This window comes from Micromonospora chalcea, assembly GCF_028768405.1.
Classification (GTDB): domain Bacteria; phylum Actinomycetota; class Actinomycetes; order Mycobacteriales; family Micromonosporaceae; genus Micromonospora; species Micromonospora chalcea.
Window position 1 is genome coordinate 191,860 of the sequence record NZ_CP118233.1, and the last position, 23,646, is coordinate 215,505.

General features: G+C 72.8%; 36 protein-coding genes and 1 pseudogene. 16 read left to right on the forward strand and 21 right to left on the reverse strand.

Annotated features, from left to right (window positions below; translation table 11 throughout):
* A complete protein-coding gene (locus PVK74_RS00845) occupies positions 1–426 on the reverse strand; it encodes a VOC family protein (protein WP_166457565.1) in 426 nt (141 codons plus the stop codon).
* 492 nt (positions 427–918) lie between these two features.
* Between PVK74_RS00845 and PVK74_RS00850 the strand changes: the two genes are divergently transcribed.
* From PVK74_RS00850 to PVK74_RS00860, 3 genes are all read left to right on the forward strand, one after another.
* Positions 919–1,812, forward strand: a complete 894-nt coding sequence (locus PVK74_RS00850; protein WP_274477932.1) for a sulfotransferase domain-containing protein — start codon at positions 919–921, stop codon at positions 1,810–1,812.
* A gap of 27 nt (positions 1,813–1,839) precedes the next feature.
* Positions 1,840–2,352: a hypothetical protein gene (locus PVK74_RS00855; RefSeq protein ID WP_274477933.1), complete on the forward strand. Its 513-nt coding sequence runs from the start codon at positions 1,840–1,842 to the stop codon at positions 2,350–2,352.
* Between the two features lie 72 nt (positions 2,353–2,424).
* Positions 2,425–3,135, forward strand: coding sequence for a helix-turn-helix domain-containing protein (locus tag PVK74_RS00860; protein WP_043325179.1), 711 nt, complete (start codon positions 2,425–2,427; stop codon positions 3,133–3,135).
* On the opposite strand, the gene PVK74_RS00865 is transcribed toward PVK74_RS00860, so the two are convergent.
* Entirely contained in the window at positions 3,117–3,695 is a 579-nt protein-coding gene (locus PVK74_RS00865; protein WP_104115279.1) for a dihydrofolate reductase family protein, read from the reverse strand. The two genes, PVK74_RS00860 and PVK74_RS00865, sit on opposite strands and share 19 nt — an antisense overlap.
* A 55-nt stretch (positions 3,696–3,750) precedes the next feature.
* Entirely contained in the window at positions 3,751–4,215 is a 465-nt protein-coding gene (locus tag PVK74_RS00870; RefSeq protein WP_043325177.1) for a rhodanese-like domain-containing protein, read from the reverse strand.
* Positions 4,216–4,277: 62 nt separating this feature from the next.
* Here PVK74_RS00870 and ftrA point away from each other — a divergent pair, with 62 nt between their 5' ends.
* Positions 4,278–5,270 (forward strand): transcriptional regulator FtrA, encoded by a 993-nt coding sequence (gene ftrA / locus PVK74_RS00875; RefSeq protein WP_274477934.1) that lies wholly within the window; start codon positions 4,278–4,280, stop codon positions 5,268–5,270.
* Here the strand turns inward: ftrA and PVK74_RS00880 are convergent.
* The 5 genes from PVK74_RS00880 to PVK74_RS00900 all read right to left on the reverse strand — a co-directional run bounded on the left by PVK74_RS00880 (position 5,243) and on the right by PVK74_RS00900 (position 7,724).
* Positions 5,243–5,605 carry a nuclear transport factor 2 family protein gene (locus tag PVK74_RS00880; RefSeq protein ID WP_043325175.1) on the reverse strand — a complete coding sequence of 121 codons (363 nt, stop codon included), beginning with the start codon at positions 5,603–5,605 and terminating at the stop codon, positions 5,243–5,245. The two genes, ftrA and PVK74_RS00880, sit on opposite strands and share 28 nt — an antisense overlap.
* The gene (locus PVK74_RS00885; RefSeq protein ID WP_064447429.1) at positions 5,583–6,059 is read right to left on the reverse strand and encodes an SRPBCC family protein; all 477 of its coding nucleotides are present in this window, start codon (positions 6,057–6,059) and stop codon (positions 5,583–5,585) included. The genes PVK74_RS00880 and PVK74_RS00885 overlap by 23 nt, the downstream gene beginning before the upstream one ends.
* Positions 6,056–6,388: an ArsR/SmtB family transcription factor gene (locus tag PVK74_RS00890; protein WP_064447430.1), complete on the reverse strand. Its 333-nt coding sequence runs from the start codon at positions 6,386–6,388 to the stop codon at positions 6,056–6,058. Before PVK74_RS00890 ends, PVK74_RS00885 begins: the two co-directional genes overlap by 4 nt.
* Positions 6,389–6,450: 62 nt before the next feature.
* Positions 6,451–7,266, reverse strand: coding sequence for an NAD-dependent epimerase/dehydratase family protein (locus PVK74_RS00895; protein WP_210872542.1), 816 nt, complete (start codon positions 7,264–7,266; stop codon positions 6,451–6,453).
* Complete coding sequence (locus tag PVK74_RS00900) at positions 7,263–7,724, reverse strand: MarR family winged helix-turn-helix transcriptional regulator (RefSeq protein ID WP_208635315.1); 462 nt, start codon at positions 7,722–7,724, stop codon at positions 7,263–7,265. The genes PVK74_RS00895 and PVK74_RS00900 overlap by 4 nt, the downstream gene beginning before the upstream one ends.
* A gap of 159 nt (positions 7,725–7,883) precedes the next feature.
* Between PVK74_RS00900 and PVK74_RS00905 the strand changes: the two genes are divergently transcribed.
* Entirely contained in the window at positions 7,884–8,621 is a 738-nt protein-coding gene (locus tag PVK74_RS00905) for a hypothetical protein (protein WP_274477935.1), read from the forward strand.
* Positions 8,622–8,713: 92 nt separating this feature from the next.
* Positions 8,714–9,667 (forward strand): FAD-dependent oxidoreductase, encoded by a 954-nt coding sequence (locus PVK74_RS00910; RefSeq protein WP_069089986.1) that lies wholly within the window; start codon positions 8,714–8,716, stop codon positions 9,665–9,667.
* An 8-nt stretch (positions 9,668–9,675) separates the two neighbouring features.
* Here PVK74_RS00910 and PVK74_RS00915 read toward each other — a convergent pair whose 3' ends face one another.
* On the reverse strand, positions 9,676–10,101 hold the full coding sequence (locus tag PVK74_RS00915; RefSeq protein ID WP_043325168.1) for an iron chaperone: 426 nt from the start codon (positions 10,099–10,101) through the stop codon (positions 9,676–9,678).
* 144 nt (positions 10,102–10,245) lie between these two features.
* On the opposite strand from PVK74_RS00915, the gene PVK74_RS00920 reads away from it, so the two are divergent.
* Positions 10,246–10,983: a VOC family protein gene (locus PVK74_RS00920; protein WP_274477936.1), complete on the forward strand. Its 738-nt coding sequence runs from the start codon at positions 10,246–10,248 to the stop codon at positions 10,981–10,983.
* Between the two features lie 48 nt (positions 10,984–11,031).
* On the opposite strand, the gene PVK74_RS00925 is transcribed toward PVK74_RS00920, so the two are convergent.
* A complete protein-coding gene (locus PVK74_RS00925; protein WP_043325166.1) occupies positions 11,032–11,394 on the reverse strand; it encodes a hypothetical protein in 363 nt (120 codons plus the stop codon).
* Between the two features lie 158 nt (positions 11,395–11,552).
* On the opposite strand from PVK74_RS00925, the gene PVK74_RS00930 reads away from it, so the two are divergent.
* Positions 11,553–12,167, forward strand: coding sequence for a dihydrofolate reductase family protein (locus PVK74_RS00930; RefSeq protein WP_069089984.1), 615 nt, complete (start codon positions 11,553–11,555; stop codon positions 12,165–12,167).
* Positions 12,168–12,197: 30 nt separating this feature from the next.
* On the opposite strand, the gene PVK74_RS00935 is transcribed toward PVK74_RS00930, so the two are convergent.
* Genes PVK74_RS00935 through PVK74_RS00960 form a run of 6 tightly spaced genes read right to left on the reverse strand, consistent with a single transcriptional unit; the run spans position 12,198 to position 15,027 of the window.
* Positions 12,198–12,734 carry an SUKH-4 family immunity protein gene (locus PVK74_RS00935; protein WP_274477937.1) on the reverse strand — a complete coding sequence of 179 codons (537 nt, stop codon included), beginning with the start codon at positions 12,732–12,734 and terminating at the stop codon, positions 12,198–12,200.
* Positions 12,731–13,276, reverse strand: coding sequence for an SUKH-4 family immunity protein (locus tag PVK74_RS00940; RefSeq protein ID WP_166457531.1), 546 nt, complete (start codon positions 13,274–13,276; stop codon positions 12,731–12,733). Before PVK74_RS00940 ends, PVK74_RS00935 begins: the two co-directional genes overlap by 4 nt.
* Positions 13,273–13,800, reverse strand: coding sequence for an endonuclease (locus PVK74_RS00945; RefSeq protein WP_210871478.1), 528 nt, complete (start codon positions 13,798–13,800; stop codon positions 13,273–13,275). The genes PVK74_RS00940 and PVK74_RS00945 overlap by 4 nt, the downstream gene beginning before the upstream one ends.
* The gene (locus tag PVK74_RS00950) at positions 13,793–14,287 is read right to left on the reverse strand and encodes a WXG100-like domain-containing protein (RefSeq protein ID WP_043325162.1); all 495 of its coding nucleotides are present in this window, start codon (positions 14,285–14,287) and stop codon (positions 13,793–13,795) included. Before PVK74_RS00950 ends, PVK74_RS00945 begins: the two co-directional genes overlap by 8 nt.
* Positions 14,288–14,290: 3 nt before the next feature.
* On the reverse strand, positions 14,291–14,617 hold the full coding sequence (locus PVK74_RS00955; protein ID WP_274477938.1) for a hypothetical protein: 327 nt from the start codon (positions 14,615–14,617) through the stop codon (positions 14,291–14,293).
* Positions 14,614–15,027 carry a YbaB/EbfC family nucleoid-associated protein gene (locus PVK74_RS00960; protein ID WP_043325160.1) on the reverse strand — a complete coding sequence of 138 codons (414 nt, stop codon included), beginning with the start codon at positions 15,025–15,027 and terminating at the stop codon, positions 14,614–14,616. The genes PVK74_RS00955 and PVK74_RS00960 overlap by 4 nt, the downstream gene beginning before the upstream one ends.
* A 147-nt stretch (positions 15,028–15,174) precedes the next feature.
* Between PVK74_RS00960 and PVK74_RS00965 the strand changes: the two genes are divergently transcribed.
* Both PVK74_RS00965 and PVK74_RS00970 read left to right on the forward strand, forming a co-directional pair.
* Positions 15,175–16,119: an FAD-dependent oxidoreductase gene (locus PVK74_RS00965; protein WP_274477939.1), complete on the forward strand. Its 945-nt coding sequence runs from the start codon at positions 15,175–15,177 to the stop codon at positions 16,117–16,119.
* Positions 16,120–16,173: 54 nt separating this feature from the next.
* Positions 16,174–16,713: a hypothetical protein gene (locus tag PVK74_RS00970; protein ID WP_274477940.1), complete on the forward strand. Its 540-nt coding sequence runs from the start codon at positions 16,174–16,176 to the stop codon at positions 16,711–16,713.
* A 9-nt stretch (positions 16,714–16,722) separates the two neighbouring features.
* Here the strand turns inward: PVK74_RS00970 and PVK74_RS00975 are convergent, their stop codons facing one another.
* Positions 16,723–17,004, reverse strand: coding sequence for a hypothetical protein (locus PVK74_RS00975; RefSeq protein WP_064447440.1), 282 nt, complete (start codon positions 17,002–17,004; stop codon positions 16,723–16,725).
* A gap of 67 nt (positions 17,005–17,071) precedes the next feature.
* On the opposite strand from PVK74_RS00975, the gene PVK74_RS00980 reads away from it, so the two are divergent.
* Positions 17,072–17,260, forward strand: a complete 189-nt coding sequence (locus PVK74_RS00980; protein WP_043325157.1) for a hypothetical protein — start codon at positions 17,072–17,074, stop codon at positions 17,258–17,260.
* 9 nt (positions 17,261–17,269) lie between these two features.
* On the opposite strand, the gene PVK74_RS00985 is transcribed toward PVK74_RS00980, so the two are convergent.
* Positions 17,270–17,974 carry a hypothetical protein gene (locus PVK74_RS00985; RefSeq protein WP_210871482.1) on the reverse strand — a complete coding sequence of 235 codons (705 nt, stop codon included), beginning with the start codon at positions 17,972–17,974 and terminating at the stop codon, positions 17,270–17,272.
* Positions 17,975–18,152: 178 nt separating this feature from the next.
* On the opposite strand from PVK74_RS00985, the gene PVK74_RS00990 reads away from it, so the two are divergent.
* The 3 genes from PVK74_RS00990 to surE are packed head-to-tail and all read left to right on the forward strand — an operon-like array spanning position 18,153 to position 20,169.
* Entirely contained in the window at positions 18,153–18,365 is a 213-nt protein-coding gene (locus tag PVK74_RS00990) for a hypothetical protein (protein ID WP_210871059.1), read from the forward strand.
* A 42-nt stretch (positions 18,366–18,407) separates the two neighbouring features.
* The gene (locus PVK74_RS00995; protein WP_247660207.1) at positions 18,408–19,349 is read left to right on the forward strand and encodes a 1-phosphofructokinase family hexose kinase; all 942 of its coding nucleotides are present in this window, start codon (positions 18,408–18,410) and stop codon (positions 19,347–19,349) included.
* Positions 19,339–20,169 (forward strand): 5'/3'-nucleotidase SurE, encoded by an 831-nt coding sequence (gene surE / locus PVK74_RS01000; RefSeq protein ID WP_140946120.1) that lies wholly within the window; start codon positions 19,339–19,341, stop codon positions 20,167–20,169. Before PVK74_RS00995 ends, surE begins: the two co-directional genes overlap by 11 nt.
* Before the next feature lie 48 nt (positions 20,170–20,217).
* Here surE and PVK74_RS01005 read toward each other — a convergent pair whose 3' ends face one another.
* Together PVK74_RS01005 and PVK74_RS01010 are read right to left on the reverse strand one after the other, a co-directional pair.
* Entirely contained in the window at positions 20,218–20,445 is a 228-nt protein-coding gene (locus tag PVK74_RS01005; RefSeq protein ID WP_043330397.1) for a hypothetical protein, read from the reverse strand.
* Positions 20,446–20,511: 66 nt separating this feature from the next.
* The gene (locus PVK74_RS01010; protein ID WP_274477941.1) at positions 20,512–21,339 is read right to left on the reverse strand and encodes an alpha/beta fold hydrolase; all 828 of its coding nucleotides are present in this window, start codon (positions 21,337–21,339) and stop codon (positions 20,512–20,514) included.
* 95 nt (positions 21,340–21,434) lie between these two features.
* On the opposite strand from PVK74_RS01010, the gene PVK74_RS01015 reads away from it, so the two are divergent.
* Positions 21,435–22,469: a sigma-70 family RNA polymerase sigma factor gene (locus PVK74_RS01015; RefSeq protein WP_043325152.1), complete on the forward strand. Its 1,035-nt coding sequence runs from the start codon at positions 21,435–21,437 to the stop codon at positions 22,467–22,469.
* A gap of 30 nt (positions 22,470–22,499) precedes the next feature.
* Here PVK74_RS01015 and PVK74_RS01020 read toward each other — a convergent pair.
* Positions 22,500–22,733: pseudogene (locus PVK74_RS01020) on the reverse strand (hypothetical protein); the annotation flags it as partial.
* Positions 22,734–22,952: 219 nt separating this feature from the next.
* On the opposite strand from PVK74_RS01020, the gene PVK74_RS01025 reads away from it, so the two are divergent.
* On the forward strand, positions 22,953–23,471 hold the full coding sequence (locus PVK74_RS01025; protein WP_043330395.1) for a winged helix-turn-helix domain-containing protein: 519 nt from the start codon (positions 22,953–22,955) through the stop codon (positions 23,469–23,471).
* Positions 23,472–23,646 lie beyond the last annotated feature (175 nt).

The following is a 23,646-nucleotide window of genomic DNA, read 5'->3' on the forward strand; positions in this document are numbered from 1 at the left end:
TCAGCTCAGCTGCTCGGCCAGCGCCACGATGACGCCCGCCGGGCCGCGCAGGTAGCACAGCCGGTAGACGTCCCCGTAGTCCGCCACCTCACCGATCAGCTCACCGCCGTGGGCCCGCAGCCGGGCCACCGTGTCGTCGACGTCGTCGACGGCGAACATGACTGACCGCAGGCCGAGCGTGTTCGGCGGCGCGGCCGGCGGTTCGGCGGCGACGAGTGCCGGCGCCCGGAACCGCGTCAGTTCGAGCTTGCCGTGGCCGTCCGGGGTGCGCATCATCGCGATGTCGACACGCACGCCGTCGATGCCGTTGACCCGGTCCACCCAGGCCCCCTCGACCGGCATCTCGCCCTCCACCTCCATGCCGAGTTCGGTGAAGAAGGCGATCGCGGCCGGCAGGTCGTCCACCACGACGCTGACGTGGTCCATCCGCTGAAGCGTCACGCCCCGAGCATAGGGCGACGTCCGGCCTGGTCAGCTCATGTCGAGCGTGTACGCCGCCTCCCGCACGTCCGCGTCCGGATGGCGGCGCAACCCGATCAGCAGGTCCCGCCACGGCGTCCTCCAGCCGAACTCCGACCCGTGCGCCACGAGCGTCACCGCGAACAGCCCGCCCGGCCAGGTCGCCGCGCCCGGCGAGGACCGCCGGGTCGGGCCGCCGTCGCGATGAGCAGACGATGGCGGACGTGTTGCGCGCCGCGACCTGACCCTCGCCCTTATTCCGCAATTCCTAGAGAAATTGTAGATTTTCAGCGTTCTCCCAGGTGGCCGGGATTGACATTAATCGGACCGTCGGGGATATTCCTAGCGGCGCGTCGGGGCGCGGGGCGGAGCAGGCGAGGTCTGCGGATTTCACCTGCGTGACGTGCGGAAAGGTGTTCGTGCTGCCCCTGCTCCGCGGGGTCCGGATGAGGTTGGGAAATGATTAATCGGGCCGTTGAATTCGCCAAGCACAATTCGCCGAATTCTCTGCGCGTCAAGGCCCGGCGGGCGCAGATGGAAGCGCGCAACGCCCGTATGCGACTCACCGTTCCGGTGGCGGCCCGCAGCGAGTTCGCCAACATCTTCCACTGCACCGTCCGCAAGACCGGCAGCCAGTGGATCAAGGCGCTGTTCAGCGATCCGGCCGTCTACCGCCACTGCGGGCTGCTGCCCTACGACCCGCGCTTCTACTCCGGCGGCGCGACCGCGCCGGTGCCGGCCGGCCGCGTCGGCCTGGCGATCTTCCTCTCCCACAAGCGGTTCGAGGCGGTGCCCAAGGCCGGCAGCTACCGCGCGTTCTTCGTGATCCGCGACCCGCGCGACGTGGTCGTGTCCAGCTACTTCTCGCTGCGCAACTCGCACGCCCCGATGGGCGACATCCCGCAGGCGCGCAAGGCCCTCCAGGAACTGCCGAAGAAGGAGGGAATGCTCTACGTCATCGACCGGCTGCGCGACAAGAAGCAGTTCGGGCAGATGCGGTCCTGGGCGGTCGCGCCGAGCGACGAGACGTTCCGGCTGTTCCGCTACGAGGACCTGACCGGCGAGCGGCAGACCGAAGAGGTCGACCAGCTTCTGCGGCACTGTGGGATCACGCTGCCGCCGGCCGAGCTGGAGGCCCTGCTGGCCCGCTACAGCTTCACCAAGATGAAGAAGTCGAAGGAGACGCCCGGGCGGATCTCCCACTACCGCAAGGGCGCGTCCGGCGACTGGCGTAACCACTTCGACGACGACATCTACGCCGCGTACACGAAGGCGGCCGGTGACCTCGCGGAGATCCTCGGCTACCCCGCCCGGGACGACGAGCGGAACGGGCAGGAGTCCGCCGCCCGGTAGTGCGGGCGACAGGGCTGGGTGAGAAGCATGCCGAACCGGGGGATGATCATTGCCTCCCTGGATACCGCCGGGGTGGAGGTAATCGACTTCCACTGGGACTCCGCCGGGCTCCCGGCCTTCGCGGCCTGGATGCTTTCCGCCTGCTCCACCGAGGACGGCAGGGAGGAGGTCGAGTTCATGTTCGACGACTCCCGCCTGATCGAGGGCGCCAACGCGGCGTGGTGGGACTTCGCGTACACGGGCCGGTTGTTCGACGAAGAGGGGTGCTTTCTCGTCTCGGTCGGGCCGGTCGACGGAGAGCCGTCAGCGAGGCCGCACTGGGCCCGGGTGCGGCTGCGCGACGCATGGGACGTCATCGGCAAGGGCGTGGACTGGGGTGTCCTGGGAGGCCCTTCGGGGCGACCCGGCTTCGTCATGATGGCGCTGGACGAGCGTGTGATCGTCGGCGCGACCACCTGGAACGGCTTCATCAGCGTCATGAGGTTGGCAGATCCGACGATGGCCGAGCCGATCCGCCGGGCGATGGGTTTGCGCGACTGAGTCGGAGAGCCAAAACGGCCGTTCCCCGGGCGCCCGACTGCTCGTACCCCGTGGTCGCCGTATGCTCCTGCCGTGGAGCTGCGGTTCACCACGCGCGCGTCCGACTCGGCCTGGATCGACACCGTGTGGACCTGCGTCAGCGACCGGGTCGACGAGATGACCTCGGTGGCGACGCCGTGCTGGGGGCTCGTGTTCTGGCAGCGCGACGGGCGCTCCTACGCGGCCGTCTCCGGCCCCGAGACCGCCACCGGCGCCGCGCCGGTGCCCGAGGGCGCGAGCTTCGTCGGTATCGAGTTCGCGGTCGGCACCTCGCTGCGGCTCGTACCCACGCCTGAGCTTGTGGACAGCGGCGCCGAGCTGCCCGACGTGAGCCGCCGGACGTTCCGCCTCGACGGCGGTTGGTGGGAGACACCCGGCCCGGACGACGCCGAGGCCCTGGTCGAGCGGCTGGTCCGGGCCGGCGTGGTGGTCCGCGACCCGCTCGTCACCGAGACCCTGCGCGGCGGCCGTCCACCGGCGTCACCGCGTACCCTCGAACGCCGCTTCCGGGCGGCGACCGGGCTGACCCGGGGCGCGGTGCGGCAGATCGACCGAGCGCGCCGGGCCGCCGTGCTGCTGGCCGCGGGCGGCCCGCCCGCCGACGCGGTCACCACCTTCGGGTACGTGGACGAGCCGCACCTGGCCCGCGCGCTGCGCCGGTACGTCGGACGGACGGCCGGTGAGCTGCGCGCGGGCGCCGGTGGCGCGATCGCGCTGGACCCGGCTCAGCGGGTCACGTCGTAGATCAGCTTGACGACGCCGTTGGGGTAGGCGGCGCTGTCGCGCAGCCGCAGCGTCTGCCGGTCCCGGTCCGCCCGGGTGAACAGGCCCTTGCCGGCGCCGAGCAGCACCGGGAAGACGAGCAGGTGGTACCGCTCGATCAGGTCCGCCTCGGCGAGACGGCGGGCGAGTTCCGCGCTGCCGTGGATGAAGATGTCGCCGCCGTCGCCCCGCTTGAGCGCGGCCACGTCGGCGGTGGAGCGCAGGATCGTCGTCGGTCCCCAGCCGTCGACCAGCGCGTCGTCGGGCAGGCTGGACGACACCACGTACTTCGGCAGGTCCCGGTAGGCGGCGTGGTCCTCGGAGTCGCGCCAGGTCGGCGCGAACGCCTCGTAGCTGCGCCGGCCGAACATCAGCGCCGTGGTCTGCGCCAGTTCCTCGCCCTTGAGGGAGAACGCCTCGGGCAGGAACTCGACGTCCTTGACGACCCAGCCGCCGCTGCGGTGGTCCTCGCCCGGGCCGCCGCCGGGGGAGTCCACCACGCCGTCGAGCGACATGAATCCGGTGTAGACAAGATCACGCATGCGGCAATGCTAGGAACGCCCGCCACCCGGTGTCTTGTACGGAACCGACACGCCCTCAGCAGCCGCACGACGCCCCGGCCGGCGCGGTGAGGTCGTCGGCGGGCCGGCGGACGAGCCCCGCGTCGGTGCGTACCGGGAAGCCCTCCCGCACCCAGTACTCGTATCCGCCGATCATCTCCTTGACCGGCCGGCCGAGCCGGGCGAACTCCAGCGCCGCACGGGTGGCGCCGTCGCAGCCCGGTCCCCAGCAGTAGGTGACCACTGTGGCGTCCGCCGGGATCAGCTCGGCGGCCCGGTCGGCGATCTGCGCGGTGGGCAGGTGGACGGCGCCGGGGATGTGCCCCTGCCGCCACGCCGCGAGGCTGCGCGAGTCGACCACGACCAGGCCGGTCACGCCCGCTTCCAGATCGGCGTGCACGTCGCTGACGTCGGCCTGGAAGGAGAGCCGGGCCGCGTAGTGGGCGACGGCGTCGGCGGGGCGGGCGGCGGGAATGCGCAGGACGTTCGACATGGCACCCATCGTGCCGACCGCCGTCCGGCCGCCCCAGTGGCGTGAGCGCCGCCCTTCGCTAACATCCCGCCATGAACCGTGCCACTGTGGCGGTGCTGGCGTACGAGGGCATGTCGGTGTTCGAGACCGGGATCGTCACCGAGGTCTTCGGCCTGCCCCGCCCGGAGTTCGACGTGCCCTGGTACGAGCTGACCGTCTGCGCGGAGGCACCCGGCGCGGTGCGGCTGGTCGGCGGCGCCACGCTGCACACCGACCACGGCCTCGACGTGTTCGCCGGCGCCGGCACGCTGATCGTGCCCGGCGTCGCCGACGTGCACGCCGACCCGTCGCCCCGGCTGACCGCCGCGTTGCGTGCCGCGCACCGGCGCGGCGCCCGGATCGTGTCGATCTGCTCGGGCGCGTTCGCCCTGGCCGGCGCGGGCCTGCTCGACGGCCGCCGGGCCACCACCCACTGGCGGTACGCCGACCTGCTCGCCCGGCGGCACCCGGCGGTCCGCGTCGACCCGGACGTGCTGTACGTCGACGACGGGGACGTCCTCACCGGCGCCGGCAGCGCTGCCGGTCTCGACCTCTGCGTCCACCTGGTACGCCGCGACCACGGGCCGACGATCGCCAACGCGGTCGCCCGCCGGCTGGTCGTACCGCCGCACCGCGACGGCGGCCAGGCGCAGTTCGTCGAGGCGCCGGTCCCGGCCGACCCCGGCGACGACCGGCTCGCCGCGAGCATGTCGTGGGCGCTGGCGAACCTGACCGCCGAGATCACCGTGGCCCGGCTGGCCCGGCAGGCGCACATGTCGCCCCGCACGTACCTGCGGCACTTCGCGCGGGCCACCGGCACCACGCCGATCCGCTGGCTGATCGACCGGCGCGTCCAGGCCAGCCTGCCGCTGCTGGAGACGACGAGCGCGCCGATCGAGGAGGTCGCCGCCACTGTGGGGTTCGAGACGGCGGTGACGTTCCGGCACCACTTCGCCGCCGCGATGCGGACCTCGCCGTCGGCGTACCGGCGGGCCTTCACCGGGGCGTCAGGCGGCGCTCACGCCCCGGGCAGCGGTACGACGTAGGAGTCGACGCGGGCGATGAGCCCGTCCCGGAACGTGAACAGGTCGTTGAAGGCGAAGCGGAACGGCCCGTGCGCGACGGTGGCGCCCCGGCCCTCGCCGGTGACCACGACGACCGGCCCGTCCTCGATCACGCGCTCGACGTCGAGCCGTGGACTGCCGGTGAACGCAGGGTTCTCGATCTCGCCGTCGAACTCGGCCCGGCCGCGGGTGGTGCGGTGGCCGTGGATGACCCACTCCACGTCGTCGGTGAGGGTGGCGAGGATGCGCTCGTGGTCGCTCGCCCGGAAGCCGGCGAAGTATTCCGCGACCAGGTCACGCTGGGTTGCTCGGGGCACTGTCGTCTCCATCGTCGTGATGTCGGAGGTGGGCGGCGAGCGCGTCGAGGATCGAGGCGAGCCCGTCCGCGGCCTGGTCGGTACGCAACTCGGGCGGAAGCTTGCGCTGGTGCACCGTCAGGTCGGTGCCGTCGCGCGCGGGCCGGAGCGTGACGGTCGTACGCAGGCCGGTAACCGGCTCGTCGAAGACCAGCTCCCGTGGCGGGTCCACGCTGACGTAGACGAACCGGAGCCGCCCGGTCCGGCCGTCCGGCGCGCGTGTGTCGAGGGCGAACTCCCCGCCCGGCCGCAGGTCGACGGTCACCGAGCCCGGCGGCACGTCGGCGTGCGACCCGCCCCAGAACGCGGCGATGCTCGCCGGCGAGGTGAAGGCCGCCCAGACCCGGTCCGGCACGGCGGGCAGGTGCCGCCGGGCGATCAGCTCGTCGCCGTGCCGTTCGACGCGCGTCGTCACCGGGTCGCCTCCGGGTCGGAGAGGTGCGTCTCCAGCGCGTCGAGACGGTCGTCCCAGGCGCGGCGTTGCTCGTCGATCCACGAGCCGAGCCGGGTGAGCTGGTCGACGCGCAGCCGGCAGGGTCGCCGGGTGCCCTCCCGCCGCTGCTCGACCAGGCCGCACCGGCGCAGCACGCCGACGTGGTGGGAGATCGCCTGCGGCGTCAGGTCGAACGGCTCACCCAGCTCGCCCACGGTGGCCTCCCCGCGCGCGAGGCGGGTCACCAGGGCGCGGCGGACCGGGTCGCCGAGCGCGGCGAAGGCGAGATCGAGGTCCGGATCGGAGCGCATGCCCTCACGCTAGCGCAAATACACGTTTGCGCAAACAACCCTTTGTTTATGCTGGCGCCGGGTCAGAGCGCGCCGCTGCGGACGGCCTCGTAGATGGTGCTGATCGTCGGTGTGAAGCCGAGGCTGCGGGCGAGGCTGACGTCCATCTGCCCCCGCCACGGCTGACGGAGCGGTTCGGCGGAGGAGCCGTAGGAGTAGCCGACGAGCTGGGACATCTCGTAGATGCTCAGGGGCGACTCGTCGGCGATGTTGACGGTGCGGTTGTCGAACGCGCCCGTGAGGGCCAGTGCGAACGCCGTGGCGATGTCGGCGTGGTGGCAGACGCTCAGCCTCTGTGCCGGGTGCCACCCCATGCCGGCCGCGAGTTCGGGCAACGATTCGAGGTGCCCGTCCCGGTCGCCGTAGATGAAGGGAAGGCGCAGGATGCCCCAGGTGAGCCCGCTGGCGCGAAGCAGCTGCTCGGCTTCGATCTTGCTGGCGGGGTAGGCCAGCGTCGGCGCGACGGGGTCGTCCTCACGCCCGGGGTGCGTGCTGTCGGCGCCGTAGACGTGGGAGGTGCTGGCCAGCAGGAACCGGGCCTGCGGCGCGTGCTTCTCGACGGCGGCGATCAGGTTGCGGGTGCCGTCACGGTTGACGGCCCAGATCTGCTCGTCGTCGGGGGTGCGGAAGACGGCGGCCAGGTGGATGACCGCGGTGACGGCTTCCACGGCTGCCGGCAGGGATTCGGGGCTGAGGACGTCACCCTCGACGCGCCGTACGCCGTCGGGCACTGCTTTTCCGGGACGGACGAGGGCGCGGCACTCGATACCCGCCGCGGTGAGTCGCCCGAGCAGGCGGGGGCCGACCAGGCCCGTTCCGCCGGTCACGAGAACGGTCATGACCCGTGCTCCTTCCGGTAGTCGATCAGTCGTCTGGTCGCGCCGCTGAGGACGCGATTCATGGTCTCGATGTCCGCGGGGTCGACCCCGCCGAAGGCGACCTCCGCGATCAACGCCATCGGATCGGGGAGCGAGTTCCACAGGTTCACGCCGGCCGGCGTGATGTGCAGCTGCTTCTGACGCTGGTCGTCCGGGTCGGGCACCTGTTCGATCAGCCCTTTGCGGACGAGCGCCGCGATCACCGCGCTGAGGGTCGCCCGTTCGACCTCCAGTTCGCGGGTGAGGGTGCGCTGGCCGACCGGCCGGCCCTCACTCAGCCGGTACAACACGTACCACTGGGTGTTCCCGAGATCGTAGGGGCGCAGCACGGACTCCATCAGGGCCCGGCTGGCGAGGAAGTACTTCTTCGCCCAGACGCCCGGAGCGGCCAGCTCGTAGGCGTTCATGTCGTTAGGCACCTGACAACATTGTCAGGTGCCTAACGACATGTCAAGAGGTGGCTGCGCGCCGGAACGCCACGGGGCGCCCGGCAGTTGGGGGAGCAGGGGACTGACGCGCCGTTTCGGGCGGCGTGGCATCGGGAACGTCGTCGGGACGGGCACGGGACGGAGGTCGACATGAGGACACCGAGTCGCCGCAGGCGGATGCTTGGCGTACCCCTGCTCGTCACCGCGCTGCTGGCCGGCGCGTGCGCCGACGGCGGTGGGGACGACGGCGGCGCCGCGGACCCGAGCGCGACCTCGGCCACCGCCCCCGCGACGCCGGAGACGTCGCAGTCGTCCGGCGGGCGCGTGACGATCCCGACGTCCGCCTTCGCCGACCTGCCGCCGGAGCTACGCAAGACCGAGGCGCAGCCGATGGAGGTCACCGACGCGCTGCCCGAGTTGTGCGACCAGGAGTTCCGCAGCGGCGGACGGTCGGTCACCGCGAGCGCCGCCATGACGAGCGCCTACAAGAAGCCGACGGACCCGCCGGAGAACGTCCCCTTCGGCACGCTGCACCAGACCGTCTTCGCGTTCGAGGGCACCGGCGCCGCCGACTACCTGCGCCGGGTCCGCGGGGCGATGGAGTCCTGCCGGTCGTTCCAGGAGTCGGGCGGCACCGTCACCGTCCGGTCCGAGCCGATGGCCCGGACCGGCGACGAAGCCCTGCTGGTGACGGTGACGCGACCGGCTACCGGCCTCGACGGCAGCCCGGCCGAAGGGCAGGCCACCAGCCAGATCATCGTGATCCGGGTCGCCGACGCGGTCACCGTCGTGCACGACCAGGGCTGGGAGGGCACCAGCAACGACCCCGGCCTGTCCGACGACATCGCCGCCGCCGCGGTCCGCGGCCTCGACTCCTGGCAGCGCTGAGCGACTGACGGCGGCCGGACGGGGCAAACGGGAGCGGGATCGCCGGGCAGAATGGGCGGGCGACCGCAGCCGCGACGCGATGGGGGCCCGCCATGACCGCACATCCGGACGTCGTCGTCCTCGGAGCCGGCGTGAGCGGGCTCAGCACCGGCATCCGGCTGGCCGAGAGCGGCGCCCGGGTGCTCGTCCGCACGGCGGCGCCGCCCGCCCGCACCACCTCGGCGCTGGCGTCGGCGCTCGTCGGCCCGAACCTGTCGCCACCCGGCGACCCGCAACGCGCCTGGACCGACGAGACGCTGCGGGTGCTCGGCGCCGAGCCCATGCCGGGCGTGGTGTGGCGCGACGGCACGCTCGCCGCCCGGCCGGCCGGGGCGACGCCCCCGTACGCCGAGCAGACGCCGGGCTTCCGGCAGCTCGGCGACGACGAGCGGCCGGCCGGCTTCGGCACCGCGTTCACCGTCCGCCTGCCGCTGGTCGACATGCCGGTCTACCTCGCGTACCTCCTGGAGCGACTCCGCGACGGCGGCGGCGAGGTGCGCCAGGAGCCGGTCGGCTCGCTGGACGAGGCGGCGACGCTGGCCCCGGTGGTGGTCAACTGCGCCGGGTTGGCGGCGCGGGCCCTGACCGGCGACACCGGCCTGTACCCGGTGCGCGGCCCCCGGATCGTGGTGCGCAACCCCGGCCTGGAACGGTTCTTCATGGAGGCGCCGATGGCGCCGGCCTGGGCGTCGATCTTCCCGCACGGCGACCACGTGGTGCTCGGCGGCGGCCAGCGACGCAGCGACGACACCACCCCCGATCCGGCCGAGGAGGCCGACGTCCTCGCCCGGTGCGTCGCGATCGAACCCGCCCTGGCCGCCGCCGAGGTCCTCGAACACACAGTCGGGCTGCGTCCCGGCCGGGCGGCGCCGCGCGTGGCGGCGCAGCGGCGCGGCGACGCGCTCGTCGTGCACAACTACGGCCACGCGGGCAACGGCGTGATGCTGTCCTGGGGCTGCGCCCGTGACGCCGCCGCGCTCGCCCTCGGCGCCGCGCCGTCCGCCTGACGGCACGGTCAGGACACGGCGGTACGCACCAGCTCGGCGAGCTTCTTCTCCACCTCCGGGCTCCACCGCACCAGCGCGAACGACGCCGGCCACATGTCGCCGTCGTCGAGGTTCGCCGCCTCCTGGAAGCCCACCGTCGAGTAGCGGTACTTGAACTTCCCCGCGTCCTGGAAGAACACGACGATCTTGCCGGCGGCGTTGGCGTACGCGGGCATGCCGTACCAGGTCTTCGGCGCCAGCTCCGGCGCGGCGGACATGATCGTCATGTGCACGCGCTCGGCCAGCTCGCGGTCCTCCGGCGCCATCTGCGCGATCCGGTCGAGCACCGCCTGCAGGTCGTCGGCCTTCTTGGCGCCCTTCCTGCCCTCGGCGCGCAGCTCGGCCGCGCGCTCCTTCATCGCGGCGCGTTCCTCGGCAGTGAACCCGTCGGACATCTCGATCCCCCCTCGTGACTCGCGGTCCGCGTGGTGCCGACCGCCTGGCAGCAACGCTATGGCCCGGCGGTGGGCGCCCGCTTCTCGATTCCTGACCACCTGCCGGGACCACGGCGACCCGGCGCGGCACCTACCATCGCGGCCATGGCAACCCGGCTCGTACAGATCAACATGAAGGCACACGACGAGGTGGCGCTCGGCGGCTTCTGGGCGGAGGTGCTCGGCTGGGAGATGTCCAGCGAGGGGCCCGGCGTGACCAACCTCGAACCCGCGGGCCTCACCTACCCGGACCCCCGCGCCCTCTACGTCGACCTCGTCGTCTCCACCGAGCCCAAGACGGCGAAGAACCGCGTCCACGTCGACCTCGCGACCACCTCGCCCGCGCACCACACGGAGCTGGTCGCGCGCCTGACCGCGCTCGGCGCCACCCCCGCAGACGTGGGCCAGGGCGACGTGCCGTGGACGGTCCTGGCGGACCCGGAGGGCAACGAGTTCTGCGTACGGGAGCCGGACCCGCGGCGCGCGGACACCGGGCCGATCGCCGAGGTGGTGGTCGACTGCGCCGACCCGCGCGCCATGGCGGACTTCTGGGGCCGGGCCACCGACTGGACCGTGCACGAGGTGACCGACCGGCAGGCGGTGTTGCGCTCCGCTCAGGGCGTCGGCCCGTACGTGCGGTTCGCCCGCAGCGCCGACGCGAAGACCGGGTGGAACCGCGTCCACCTCGACGTCCGCCCCTACGCGGGCGACGACCTGGACGCCGAGGTCGCCCGCCTGCGGACGCTCGGCGCCACCGACGCGGACCTGGGCGGGGCCGACATCCCGTGGCGGGTGCTGGTCGACCCGGAGGGCAACGAGTTCTGCGTCCTCACCCCGGGCTGACCCGCGGACCGCGGCGCCGGGCGGGTACGACCGCCCGCCCGGCGTCGGTCAGGCCGGCCGGTTCTCCGCCCGGAACTCGTGGACCACCTCGATCGGCCCGACGATGTGCCGGTTGAACTCGTCGAGCTCCTCGGCCGGCACCCACAGCTCCAGGATGTCCCGGCCACCCACCTGCCGGACCGGGTAGCGGGCGGCGAACGCGCGCTCGACGTGGAAGCGCGTCACGTAGCCGGCGCCGGACGCCGGCACGTTCCAGTCCCGGGCGATCATGACGGCGTACTGCTCGTTGAGCACCGGGTAGAAGATCGGCTGGTCCGGCAGCCGCGGCGGCCAGGCCCGCCAGCCGGAGGCGCGGACGAGGTCGAGCTCCCGTGGGCCGGTCGGGCGCCACAGCGTCGTCGTCTCCGTCACCACGCACCCCTTCTGCCACGGTCATGGCACCGTACCGGCGGCGCGCCGCGACCGGCCATCGGGTTTCGGCAGCAGAATCGACAGCGGGTGCGATGAGTTCGCGAAGCCTCGGCGGTCCACCCTTCGACATCCCAGACAGACAGGTAGGGAGCACCGCGATGGCCAAAGTCATCTCCACGCTGTTCATCTCGGCCGACGGTGTCGCCGAGATCGACCCCGACTGGCATTTCCCGTACTTCGACGACAACATGGGCCGCGCCGTCACCGAGGACTACGACACCTCCGACGTGCTGCTGATCGGCCGGGAGACGTACGACAGCTTCGCCGGCGCCTGGCCGGACCGGGAGGCCGCCGGCGGTGAGGACGCGCCGTTCGCCAAGCAGCTCGGCGACATGCGCAAGGTCGTCGTGTCCCGCCAGCCGCTGGAGTTCTCCTGGCGCAACTCGGAGCTGATCCAGGGTGACCTGACCGACGCCGTGCGCGCGCTCAAGGCCGACGCCGGCATCAAGGGCATCCTCATTCCCGGCTCGATCTCGGTGGTGCAGCAACTGCTCGCCGCGGGCCTGGTGGACGAGCTGCGGCTGCTGGTGCACCCGGTCGCCGCCCGCAAGGGCCGCCGGCTGTTCGACGAGGGCGACGCGCCGTACCACCTGCGGGTGGCCGCGACGGAGGCGTACCCGACCGGCGTGATCCGGGTGATCTACACCCCGGCGCCGGCGCCGGGCGCGGCCGGGTACGACGACATCAAGGACCAGGTGCCGGCCGGCAGCTGACGATCACGGGGCGGCGGCGGCCGGTTGACCTCAGGCGGTCGACTTTAGCTCGTCGAAGGCCATGTTCCACCACGACTCCGGCTCGGCGAACGCGACCGGGTCGACCGGACGCAGGTCGTCGCGGATCGCCGCCGCCCGCGCGGCCCGCTCCCGCCCGCCGGGGTCGGTGGCGATGAGCTGGCCGAGCCGGTAGAGGAACTCCACGAACGCGGCGAACGTGCTGTTCACCGTCTCCAGGTTCGGCGTCTCCAGGTCCAGCAGGATCACCGCGCCGGTGCCCGCGTCCAGGCAGAACAGCAGCGCCGGGTCCTCCGGCGAGGCGCCCAGCACGACGTACGGGCGGGGGCCCTGGTCGCCCAGCTCGATCGACAGCGTGGAGAACAGCTCGACGTCGGGGACCGAGACGTCCACTGTGAACAGGATCGGCACCTCGACCGGAAGCGCGCCGTCGGGCGGGAACACCTCCGGCCCGAGCGGCCCGAGGATCGCGTCGAAACGCTGGTCGGGGAAGTAGACGACACCCCGCTCACCCCACAGCGCGGTGAGCTGCTCACGGGTCACCGTCACGGCTGCGCCTCGTCCTCGTCCTCGGCTTCGGCCTCGTCGAGCAGGCCCTGCCGGTCGAGGAACGCGTACCACCCGTCGTCGTCGGTGACCAGCTCGGCGTAGCCGGGGCCGAGCACGTAGTAGTGCACGAACGAGTCGAGGTCGGGCGCCAGTTCCTCGAAACTGTCGCCCATGAACCACTCGGTGCCGGTCGGCGGGAAGTACCAGACCGCGCCGGTGGCGCGCTCCAGGAAGATCGGCTCGTCGCTGCGTGTGCCGACGACCAGCCAGCCGCCCTTGTCCTGGCCGATGGGGGAGAAGTCGGGCGCGTAGTCGAGGAAGTACTGGACACCGGGCAGCCGGCCGGTCGAGGCCAGCTCGAACGCGCCGGCCCGCAGCCCGTCGGCCACGAGCAGGAACTCGCGGACGCCGTCCGGCAGCTCCGCCGGCACGTCGCCCTCGTCGGCCGGGTCGCCGATCTGCCCGTACGCGAGACTGGCCGGCTCGTCCGCGGCCAGGTCGGCGCGGAGTTCGGCGAGAAGCTGCGCGAGATCGGAAGTCAATCCACTACCTCTATTCGGATCGGGGTTCCGTCCGGCAGATTCTGGATCTGCCCCCAGATCTGGGAGCCGATGTCCGTGTTGGTTCTACCATGCAGCAGCTTGAGGTTGTTGACGGTGTCCGGCCCGCCGAGCTGCAGTTCCCACACGTGGTCGGGGTGGTAGTCGCTGAGCCGTTGACTGAGCCGGTTGGCGAGGTCCTTGTCGTGCGGCCAGTACTTGTCCCAGATCTTCTGGCGGATCCGGTCCTTGTACCCGTCGGTGAGGTTCTTGTCGCGGGCCACCGGGTTGGTGGCCTTGTAGAGCTTGCCGTCGTCGCTGAGCTTCTTCAGCGCGGCCATCTTGCGCCGGAACTGGGCGGTGGCGTGGAAGTCCCGGCGCTGCACCCGGACGACCTTCGTCGGCAGGCTCCGGTTGGGCCCGGTGACCCGGACGATCGGCTTCTCCAGCTTCTCGACCGCCTTGCGGACGATCTTGCCGGCCGCCGGTTTCGCGGCGGCGCCCCGGCCGCGCCTCGGGCTAGGCATCGAGCAGTCTCCCGATGACCTGGTCGATGAGCGCGCCGACGATCTCCCGGGTGATGATCTGGAAGATCGGGATCTCGGCCAGCGAGGCGCCGAACGTGACCACGGCGGTGGCGATCGCCTGGGCGACCTCGAACGCGAGGATGGCGAGCTGCACGATCACCGCGATCTTCAGCGCCAGGACGATCGCCGCGCAGATGATCAGCCCGGCGCCGAGCAGCATCGCCGCGGGCATGCTGTCGTGCAGCACGACCGGCCCGTTCTGCTCGCCGCCCCACCACTTCTGGAACGCCGCGATCGCCGGACCGACGTTCTGCGTCCACACCTGCGCGGCAGCCGCGTCCGCCGCGCCGGCCGCCGCCCCGATCCGGCCGCCGAACTCCAGCCACGCCTGGCCCATCTCGAAGAGCTTCTCCTCGTCGGCGGCCGGCCAGGTGTAGCCGATCCAGCCGAGCGCGGTGACCAGCTCACCCGGTAGTTGCAGTCCCACGGCTCAGCCCAGCCCGCCGGCCAGCGAACGCATGGCGCCCGCGCCGTCCTCGTCGACCCGCTCGTACGAGTCGGCCATCCCGGCGATGTCGGCGCCGGCTGCGGTGAACTCGTCGGCGGCCATGCCGACGCAGTCGAAGATGTAGTTTGCCACCTCGGTGTAGGCGATGCCGATGAGCGACCCGATGTCGTCGGCGCCCCACGGCTCGCCGTAGCCCTGCATCCGTGCCTCGAACGCCTCCAGCTCGCCGGTGAACCGCTTGGCCGCGTCGGTGACGCCCCGCCCGGCGGCCCGGATCAGCGGCGGGTGCACCTCGAAACCGCCGCTCATCGCTGCCCGCCGCGTGCCATCCGCTCCTGCGCCTCGGTCAGCGCGTCGAGGAACGACCCGAGCCGGGGAACGGCGGTGTCCCGTACCTCCTGCAACTGCTCCCGCAACTGCGACATGTCCGCGACCTGCGGATTCTCGCCGGTACGCAGCCCGTCGATCGCCGCGTTCACCGCGCTGACGATGTGCGCGGTCAGCTCCTCGGAGCCGAGCCGCATCAGCCGCGGCTCGACGTGCAGCGCGTGGAGCTTGCCGTCGCGTCCCATCTCGGCGCGGACCTGCCCGTCGGCGGCCTCGCCGACCGCCGGTGTCTCCGGCTCGTCCGCCGGCGGCGGACCCACCGTCCGAAGTGCCGCCATCGTCGCGTCGAGCATGCGGGTGAAGTCGCCGCTCATCGAAGGATCCGCACTCATGAGACCTCCCCAAGGCCAAACGCCACGAGCGTAACCGAGACGGACAGAGCGATTTGTCCCGTGCGCCGCCCGATCCGTCTTGGACACCGGGCGTCCGGGCGGCCACCATCGGCAGGAACACACGGGTACGGGCGACGGGAGCGGAACATGACCGAGGCGGACGTGGTGGTGGTCGGCGGCGGCGTCGTCGGGCTGACGACAGCGCTCACGCTCCAGGGGCTGGGTGCCCGGGTCACCGTGCTGACCGCCCACGACCCGGCCGACACGGTGTCCACCGTGGCCGCCGCCGTCTGGTACCCGAGCCACACCGACGAGGACCCACGGGTGCTGCGCTGGGCCCGGGACACCCACGCCGAACTGCGCCGCCAGGCGGCCGACGGCGTGCCGGGGGTGGTCGACCGGCCCACCCGGATGTGGTTGCGCCACCCCTTCGCCGGGCCGCCCTGGTGGGCCGACGCCTGCGGCGACCTGACGGCCGAGCCGGCGGAGCCGCCGTACACCGCGCTGCTGCGGTTCACCGCCCCGTCGGTGGAGATGACCCCGTACCTCACCTGGCTGCGGGAGCGCCTGGAGTCGGGCGGCGGCCGGGTCGTCCGCCGTGCGCTGGGCACGCTCGCCGAGGCGTACGAGGTCGCGCCGGTCGTGGTGAACGCGACCGGCCTGGCCGCCGGGCGGCTCGCCGCCGACCCGGCCGTGTACCCGGCGCGCGGGCACGTCGTGCTGGTGGCGAACCCCGGCCTGACCGTCTCGGTTCGCGACGAGGGCGACCCGGCCGGCATCACGTACGTGCATCCGCGCCGCCACGACGTGGTGCTCGGCGGCACCTACGAGGCGGGGGTGTGGCACACCCGTCCCGACCCGGAGGAGGCGGCGGCGATCCGCCGCCGGTGCGTGGCGCTGGTGCCGCAACTCGCGGACGCGCCGGTGCTGGGGGAGCGGATCGGGCTGCGGCCGGCCCGGCACGGCGGCCCCCGGGTCGAGATCGACCCGGCGGACGGGCGGCTGGTGCACGCGTACGGCCACGGCGGCGCCGGGGTGACGCTGTCCTGGGGCTGCGCGGCCGAGGTCGCCGATCTCGCCCTGAGTGTCTGACCGCGCGGTGCGGGCGGCCCCCCGCCGGAGCGCGCGGGCGGTAGCCTCGGCCCGGTGTCCGCCCGCCGCGCCGCACTGTCCGCCCTCGTCGCCCTGATCGCCGTCCACATCGGCTGCACGCTGGTCGCGCTCGCGGCCTACCGCCACCGGATCGGCGTGGTGACCCACGACGGCGCCAGTTTCCCGGTGGAGCTGCTCGACGCCGTGGTGCCCCTCCGCGACCTGCTGCCCGCCGTGCTCTGGCTGCTGCCGGTCACGCTGCTCGTCACGTTCGCGGCCCTCGGCTGCTGGGCCGCCCGGCGGACCGTCAGTCCCGGCGACGAGCGGCTACCGAGGGTGGCCTGGACCGCCGGCATCGCCGCGGTGCTGCTCAACCCGCTCGCGGCCGTGCGCTACGCGTCGGCCAGCGCGAACGGCGGCGAGTACATGCGCACGGTGCAGGTGGAGACCACCCTCCTGGTGCTCGCCGCTGCCGTGGCCACCACGATGAGCGCGCTCGCCGTCGCCGGGTTCGTGCGGCGCTCTGAGACAGCGAGGTCGCCGTCGCGGATGCGGGTGGACGACTGGTCAGCGGGCCCGGCGGGACGAGAGTGACCTGTCCGCTCAGGTGTGCCTCGTCCACGCGACGAACCGCTGGAACAGTTCGTCGGGACGTGGGCCCGGATCGGGGTTGAGTCTCAGCAGGTCGGCGGCGGCGTCGAACAGGCATGTCGCCATGTAGATCGACAGCGCCACCCGGTCCCGCCGGTATTCCAGCAGCAACAACAGGCGCGCTGGCTGGCACGGCCACGGGCCGGCGCAGACCCGGCAGAGCCACAGCGGCCGGATCGCCACGTGCGGCCGGATCGTTCTGGGCGGGCGGCCCGGCGGCGAGGATGTCGGCATACCCCATACGGTGACCGAGGCGTTGACCTGAGTCAAGGAGCCAGGTCAACTGTCTAGCGTCCGGCGTATGGAGCTGGTGGGCGCAGCCGAGATTCGCGTGATGCTGGGCGGCATCAGCAAGCAGCGGGTCTACGTGATCACCAGTAACCGCAACTTCCCGGAGCCGGTGGCCGACCTCGTGCAGGGCAAGGTCTGGTTGAAGTCGGACGTCCAGGAGTGGATCAAGGAACACCGGCCGGAGCTGGCCGCCGATTGAGCGTCCGGCTCACCGCTCCAGAACGGTGAGCCATTCGGCTGCGCGGGGACGGTATCCGTGCAGCTCGAAGAGCCCGCGCACGATCGCCGGCACGTGCCCGGCGCCGTACACGACCGCCACGTCGATGCGCTCGGAGGACCGGGTACGGATCAGCTCGGACAACGCGGCGAGCAGCCGCTCGTCGCGTTCGCCGCCGAACGCGCGCTCGGCGTGCTCGGTGAACTCGTGGTCGGCGTACCGCTCGTCGGCGGCCGACGGCAGGTCGTTCACCTCGATCTCCGGTGAGAGCAGACGCCGGGTGCCGCCGAAGAACTGCATCACCGTCACGAACGGGATCACCAGCCACATCTGGAGGCGGTACCGCAGCGGCATCGCCCGCCAGCCCTCGGCGAACTCCGCCGCCGACACGTCCGGGTTGAGCACCTCGACACCGAGGGACGCGTACGGAATGGGGTCCGTCACCAGGCCGGAGCGCCGGTTGGCCGGCATGGCCCGGTAGGTGAGTGTCAACGCCGAGCCGACCACCGACCGGCCGCTGACGCCCTCGACGACGAGCAGGTCGCATTCCCGGAGCCGCTTCGTGACCGCTGCGTAGAACCCCGGGCTCGCCACGTGGAGCATCGGGAACACCAGGAACTCCAACCGGCTGCCGGGCCGGCGTAGCCGGAGCACGGCCGAGCGGGTGCCGATGACGCTGTGTTCGATGATCTGCATGCCTGCCCCCCGTGGCTCGGCTGCTCTTGTCGGCAGGGTAGGGCGGCCGGGCAAAGGTCCCGTGCGCACGGCGGCGCGGACCGGTCAGGAATCGAGAAGCCCTGGGCGGGCGCCCCGACCTAGCGTTTCCGGCACGGGCCTCCCCGCCGGGGAGGCCACCGCCGGGAGGTAGGCATCAATGGATACGCGCATCCGCCAACTGCACCGCTGGCTCTCCATCGCCTTCACCGTGACCGTCGTGATCACCTTCGTGGCGCTGGCGCAGAAGGACCCGATCGTGTGGGTCTCCTACGTGCCGCTGCTCCCGCTCGCCCTGCTCCTGATCAGCGGCCTCTACCTGTTCGCGCTGCCGTACCTGCGGCGCCGCCGCGCCGCCGCGCGCCCGCGCTGACCTGGGGGATTACCGGGGCCGGTCAGCGGGCAACACTGGCGGATGGACCAGAAGGTGATGGTGTTCGCCCCGGCCCCGCTGTTGACGGTGACGATCGAGCAGCAGGGCGAAGCGACCGAGCTGCATCTGCACCCGGGCGGGCAGGGCGTGTGGCAGAGCCGGATGATCGCCGCGCTCGGCGTGCCGGTGACCATGTGCGTGGGCCTCGGCGGCGAGGTCGGCGACGCGGTCCGCAAGCTGCTCGACGACGAGGACGTCACGGTACGGATGGTGCGGCGCGAGTCCGGCACCGGCTGGTATGTGCACGACCGGCGGGACGGCGAGCGGACCGAGATCGCCGAGAACCCGGGCGTGCCGATGGTGCGGCACGACATCGACGAGCTGTACACGGTGACGCTCACCGAAGGGCTGCGTGCCCCGGTGAGCGTGCTCAGCGGACCGGCCGACCCGGGTGTGGTGGACCCGGACATCTACCGGCGGCTCGCCGCCGACCTGAGCGCCAACGGCGGAACCGTGGTGGCCGACCTGTCCGGGCCGTACCTGGAGGCGGTGCTCGACGGCGGGGTGAGTGTGCTGAAGGTCAGCCACGAGGAACTGCTCGACGACGGCCTGGCCAAGGACGACAGCGTGGAGGCGCTGCGCGACGCCGGCCGGCGCTGCCAGGATCGGGGCGCGCGGACGGTGCTGATCAGCCGGGCCGGGGAGCCCGCGCTGGCGCTGCCGGAGGACGGCGAGGCGCTGCTGGTGCACGCCCCGCCGCTGGAGCCGGCCGACCACCGGGGCGCCGGTGACTCGATGACCGCCGGGGTGGCGGCGGTGCTGGCCCGGGGCGGCGACATGCGGGAGGCGCTGCACGTCGGGGCCGCCGCGGGCGCGCTGAACGTGACCCGGCACGGGCTGGGCACCGGCCGGGCCGAGGCGGTACGGGAACTGGCCGGCCGGGTGCGGCTGACCCCGCTGGACGGTGGCGACGATGACGGCTGACCGGCCACCCCGGGTGCTGGTGACGAACGACGACGGCGTGCACGCCCCCGGCATCCGCGCGCTGGCCCGGGCCGCGTACGAACGTGGGTTGGACGTGGTGGTCGCCGCGCCGCAGCACGAGGCGAGCGGGATGAGCGCGGCGCTGTCCGCGGTGACCGAGGACGGGCGGCTGGTGTTCGGCGAGACCGAGCTGGACGGCCTGCCCGACGTGCCCGCGTACGCGGTGGCGGCCTCACCCGCGTACATCGCGGTGCTGGCCGGGCTCGGCGTGTTCGGGCCGGTGCCGGACCTGCTGCTGTCCGGCATCAACCGGGGCGCCAACGCCGGCCACGCGGTCCTGCACTCCGGCACCGTCGGCGCGGCTCTGACCGCGGGCAACAACGGCATCCGCGCGCTGGCCGTGTCGCTCGACGTGCTCACCCCGGCGGCGGCGAGCGCGGGCAGCGGTGGCGCGGCGATAGCGGTGCTGGACAGCGTGGACGACGAGTCCCGCCACTGGGCGACCGCCGCCGAGCTGGCCGCGACGCTGCTGCCCTGGCTGGCCGAGGCGGACCCGGGCACGGTGCTCAACCTCAACGTGCCCGACCTGCCGGCCGATCAGGTGGCCGGGCTGCGGCAGGCGACACTCGCGCCGTTCGGTCAGGTGCAGGTGTCGGTCGCCGAGCGTGGCGAGGGGTTCGTGCGTACGGCGGTGGAGGAGAACGCGGTCCGCGCGGTCCCCGGCACCGACATCGCCTGGCTGGCCGACGGGTACGCCGCCGTCACCGCGATCCGGGCGCTCGGGCACCTGCCCGACGTCGAACTGCCGGTCGACCGGTGAGGGACGGCTCCGCCCCGCCACCTCGTGCGGGCGGCGGGGCGGAGAGCGTCACTCGCCGGCGGCGCGCCGCCGGTCGGCCTCGGCGTCGGCGGCGCCCACCGGGGTGCCGTCGCTGTCGCGGTCGGCCCCGGACAGGTCCACGTCGGCGCCGGCCCGGGCGGCGTCGGCAGCCGCGTCGTCGGCGCCGACGACCTCACCGCCGCCGGTCTGTCCGTCGTCGGGGACCAGTTGCCCGGCGGTGGCCAGCCCGATCGGTGCGTACCTGGGGTCGGTCATCTCGTCCTCCTCACCGGTGTTCCTCCGGAAGCGGTACCCCGGTACGGGACGCGGCACACGCGCGGGTCAGCGGTCCCGGTCGAGGAAGTCCAGGGTGACCGCGGCGAACAGCGGCGACTGGTCGATGTCGTAGTGGGTCAGGCCGGGCAGGATCGCCAGCGCGTGCCCGCCCGCCGGGCGGCCCTCGCCGGTCCAGCCGCCGTCGCGCCGGCCGCCGTCGAGCAGCTCGAACACCTCCACGAAGTGGCTCGGCGGGGCCATGTCGGCGTCGGCGGCGACCACGAGCGTCGGCACCCGCAGGGCACGCACCTGGTCGGCGAGGTCGAAGTCCTTCCGCATCGCCTCGCCGATCTTGTCGAGCAGCCGGGGGAAGTCCTCCGGACGCGGCGCGACCCGCTGGTACAGCTCGTACATCGGGGTGTCCTTCAGGTACTCGGCCGCCGCGCCGTTGACCTGGCCCTGCTGCGCCAGCATGTCCGGGTAGACGGCGTCGCGGCGGATGTGCGCGGACGCGGCGACCAGCCGGCCGATCTTCTCCGGGTGCCGGAAACCGACGTGCAGGGCGACGCCGCCGCCGAGGGAGAAGCCGACCACGTCCGGCCGGTCCAGCCCGAGGTGGTCGATCAGCGCGGCGACGTCGTCGGCCATCAGCGCCATGTCGAGCGGCCGGTCCACGTCGGCGGTGCGGCCGTGCCCCTGCAGGTCCACCACGACGACCTGGTGTTTCGCGGTGAGCACGGGCAGGATCGGCGCGAACATCTCGCCCGAGGTGAGGCCGCCGTGCAGCAGGATCATCGGCCGTCCGCTGCCGTGTGTCTCGTGGTAGAGGCGTACGCCGTTGACGTCGGCGTACCGCCCGGGGGCGTGGTTCTCGTCGCGCTCGGTGGTGGTCATCGGTGCTCCTCGGATGTGCTGACCTGACCACCGGTGGACCGGGCGGACGGGGCGTACTCATCGCCGCGCGCCCGGGGTACTCGCGTTCATGCAGCATGTGGGCTAGTTTCAGCCGGGTGAGCGAGGTGGCGAGCGTTCCCGTCGAGGCACAACTAGAGGCGTACCGGTCGGAGCTGACCGGCTACTGCTACCGGATGCTGGGTTCGGCCTTCGAAGCCGAGGACGCGGTGCAGGACACCTTCGTCCGGGCCTGGCGCAACTTCGACAAGTTCGAGGGGCGGTCCGCGCTGCGGACCTGGCTCTACCGGATCGCCACGAACGTCTGCCTCAGCATGGCCACCAGCGCGCAGCGCCGGGTCCGGCCGATGGACCTCGGCCCGGCGGGCGTCGGCACGGCCACCCATCCCGGCGAGCCGCGCCCGGAGCAGATCTGGGTCGGCCCGGCGCCCGACGACCGGGTCCTGCCCGAGGTCGCCGACCCGGCCGAGGTGGTCGCCGGCCGCGAGTCGGTGCGGCTGGCGTTCGTCGCGGCGTTGCAGCACCTGCCGCCGAAGCAGCGCGCCGTGCTGATCCTGCGCGAGGTGCTCGCCTGGTCCGCCCAGGAGGTCGCCGATCTGCTGGACACGTCGGTGGCGAGCGTCAACAGCGCGCTGCAGCGGGCGCGGGCCACGATCGCCTCGGCCGACACCGAGGCCGACGCGCGCCGTCCGCTCGACGAGGAGCAGCAGGCGCTGCTCGCCCGCTACGTGCGCGCGTTCGAGGCGTACGACCTGACGGCGCTGACCGCGCTGCTGCACGAGGACGCGACGTTGTCGATGCCGCCGCTGCCGCTGTGGCTGCGCGGCCCCGCGCACATCGCGGACTGGATGGCCGGCACCGGCAGCGGCTGCCGCGGGTCCCGGCTGGTGCCGACGGCCGCCAACGGAATGCCCGCGTTCGGGCACTACCGGCGTGACCCCGACGGCTCAGGACATGTGCCGTGGGCGCTGATCGTCATCGGCGTCTCCGGCGGCCGGATCACGTCGCTCAACAACTTCCTCGACGTCGACCGCCTGTTCCCGCTGTTCGGGTTGCCCGACCGGCTGGAGGAGGGCGCCGGCCAGCCCGAGCAGGCCGGCCAGCTCGCGTAGGTCGTCGCCCGCCCCGCGTACCTCCAGCCCCCAGCCGAAGCGGCGCGCGGTCAGGCGCAGCCGCGCCAGCACCTCGACCGTGACCAGGTCGGGCGCGGCGACAGCGGACACGTCGCACACCACCACGCCCCGGTCTCGGCCGCGCAGCGCCTCGGCCAGTTCGGCGCAGCGGGCGGCGATGTCCGCGCGGGTCGGCGTCCCGCCGGCCAGGGAGAGCATGTGCGTGATCACACGCATTGGACCGGCGTACGTCCCGGCTCTCATCGGTACGCGCGTGCCGAACCGCGTGCAGTTACATCGACGTTAACTGCTATACCAATCATCGGTGCTCGGCTATATGATCCCGGTAGTTCACCCCGAAGCCTCACGAAACCGCAGCTCCCCGCACCCCTCGGGTCGAACTCCGCAAGCCAGGTGCCCCGCATCGTCGTGCCTGGCGACCGCCCGGCGTTGCGGTTCAACCTGCCGGAAAGGTGGGAACGGATGACAGGGATGCCGTCCTTGGTCATCGGCGTCGCGTCCTCGTCGGCCGAGCGACGGCAGCTCGCCCAGCTGCTCGGCGGCACCGAGGCGTTCCTGATCGTCTCCAGCGTCCACCAGGCCCGCCGATTCCTCGACCTGGTCCGTCGTCCGTCCGGCCCGCCGCCGTCCCGGCCGCAACCCGCCGGTGAGCCGCCCGCTCCGTCGTCCGGCGCGTCCTCCGTCCCGTCGTCCGGGCTGGAGCTGGGTGTCGACTCCGACCGGCGGGTGCTGCGCTGGCGGGAGCGCGAGGTCGGGTTGACGCCGCTGGAGCACGACCTGCTGGTCTGCCTGGCCGGCACGCCCGGTCAGGTGTGGACGTACGCCCGGCTGCACCGCGCGGTCTGGGGCAACGACCACCTGGGGCGGGGCTCGGACATGCACTCGGTGGTACGCCGCATCCGGCGCAAGCTCGCCCGCCTCAACGTCCCCGCCACCATCCACGCCGTCCGAGGCGTCGGCTTCCGCCTGACCCCACCCTGACCCCGCCCTCCCCCACCCTGACCCCGCCCCGCCCGCGCCCCGCGCCGCTGATCTTGCACTTGCGGCCCCTCGGGTGGGGCTTTTGTGCGCCTTGCCGGGGCGGTAAGTGCAAGATCGCGGGGGAGAGGGGGTGGCGTGGGGCGGCCCGCCCGGTGCGGGGCACCGGGCGGGCCGA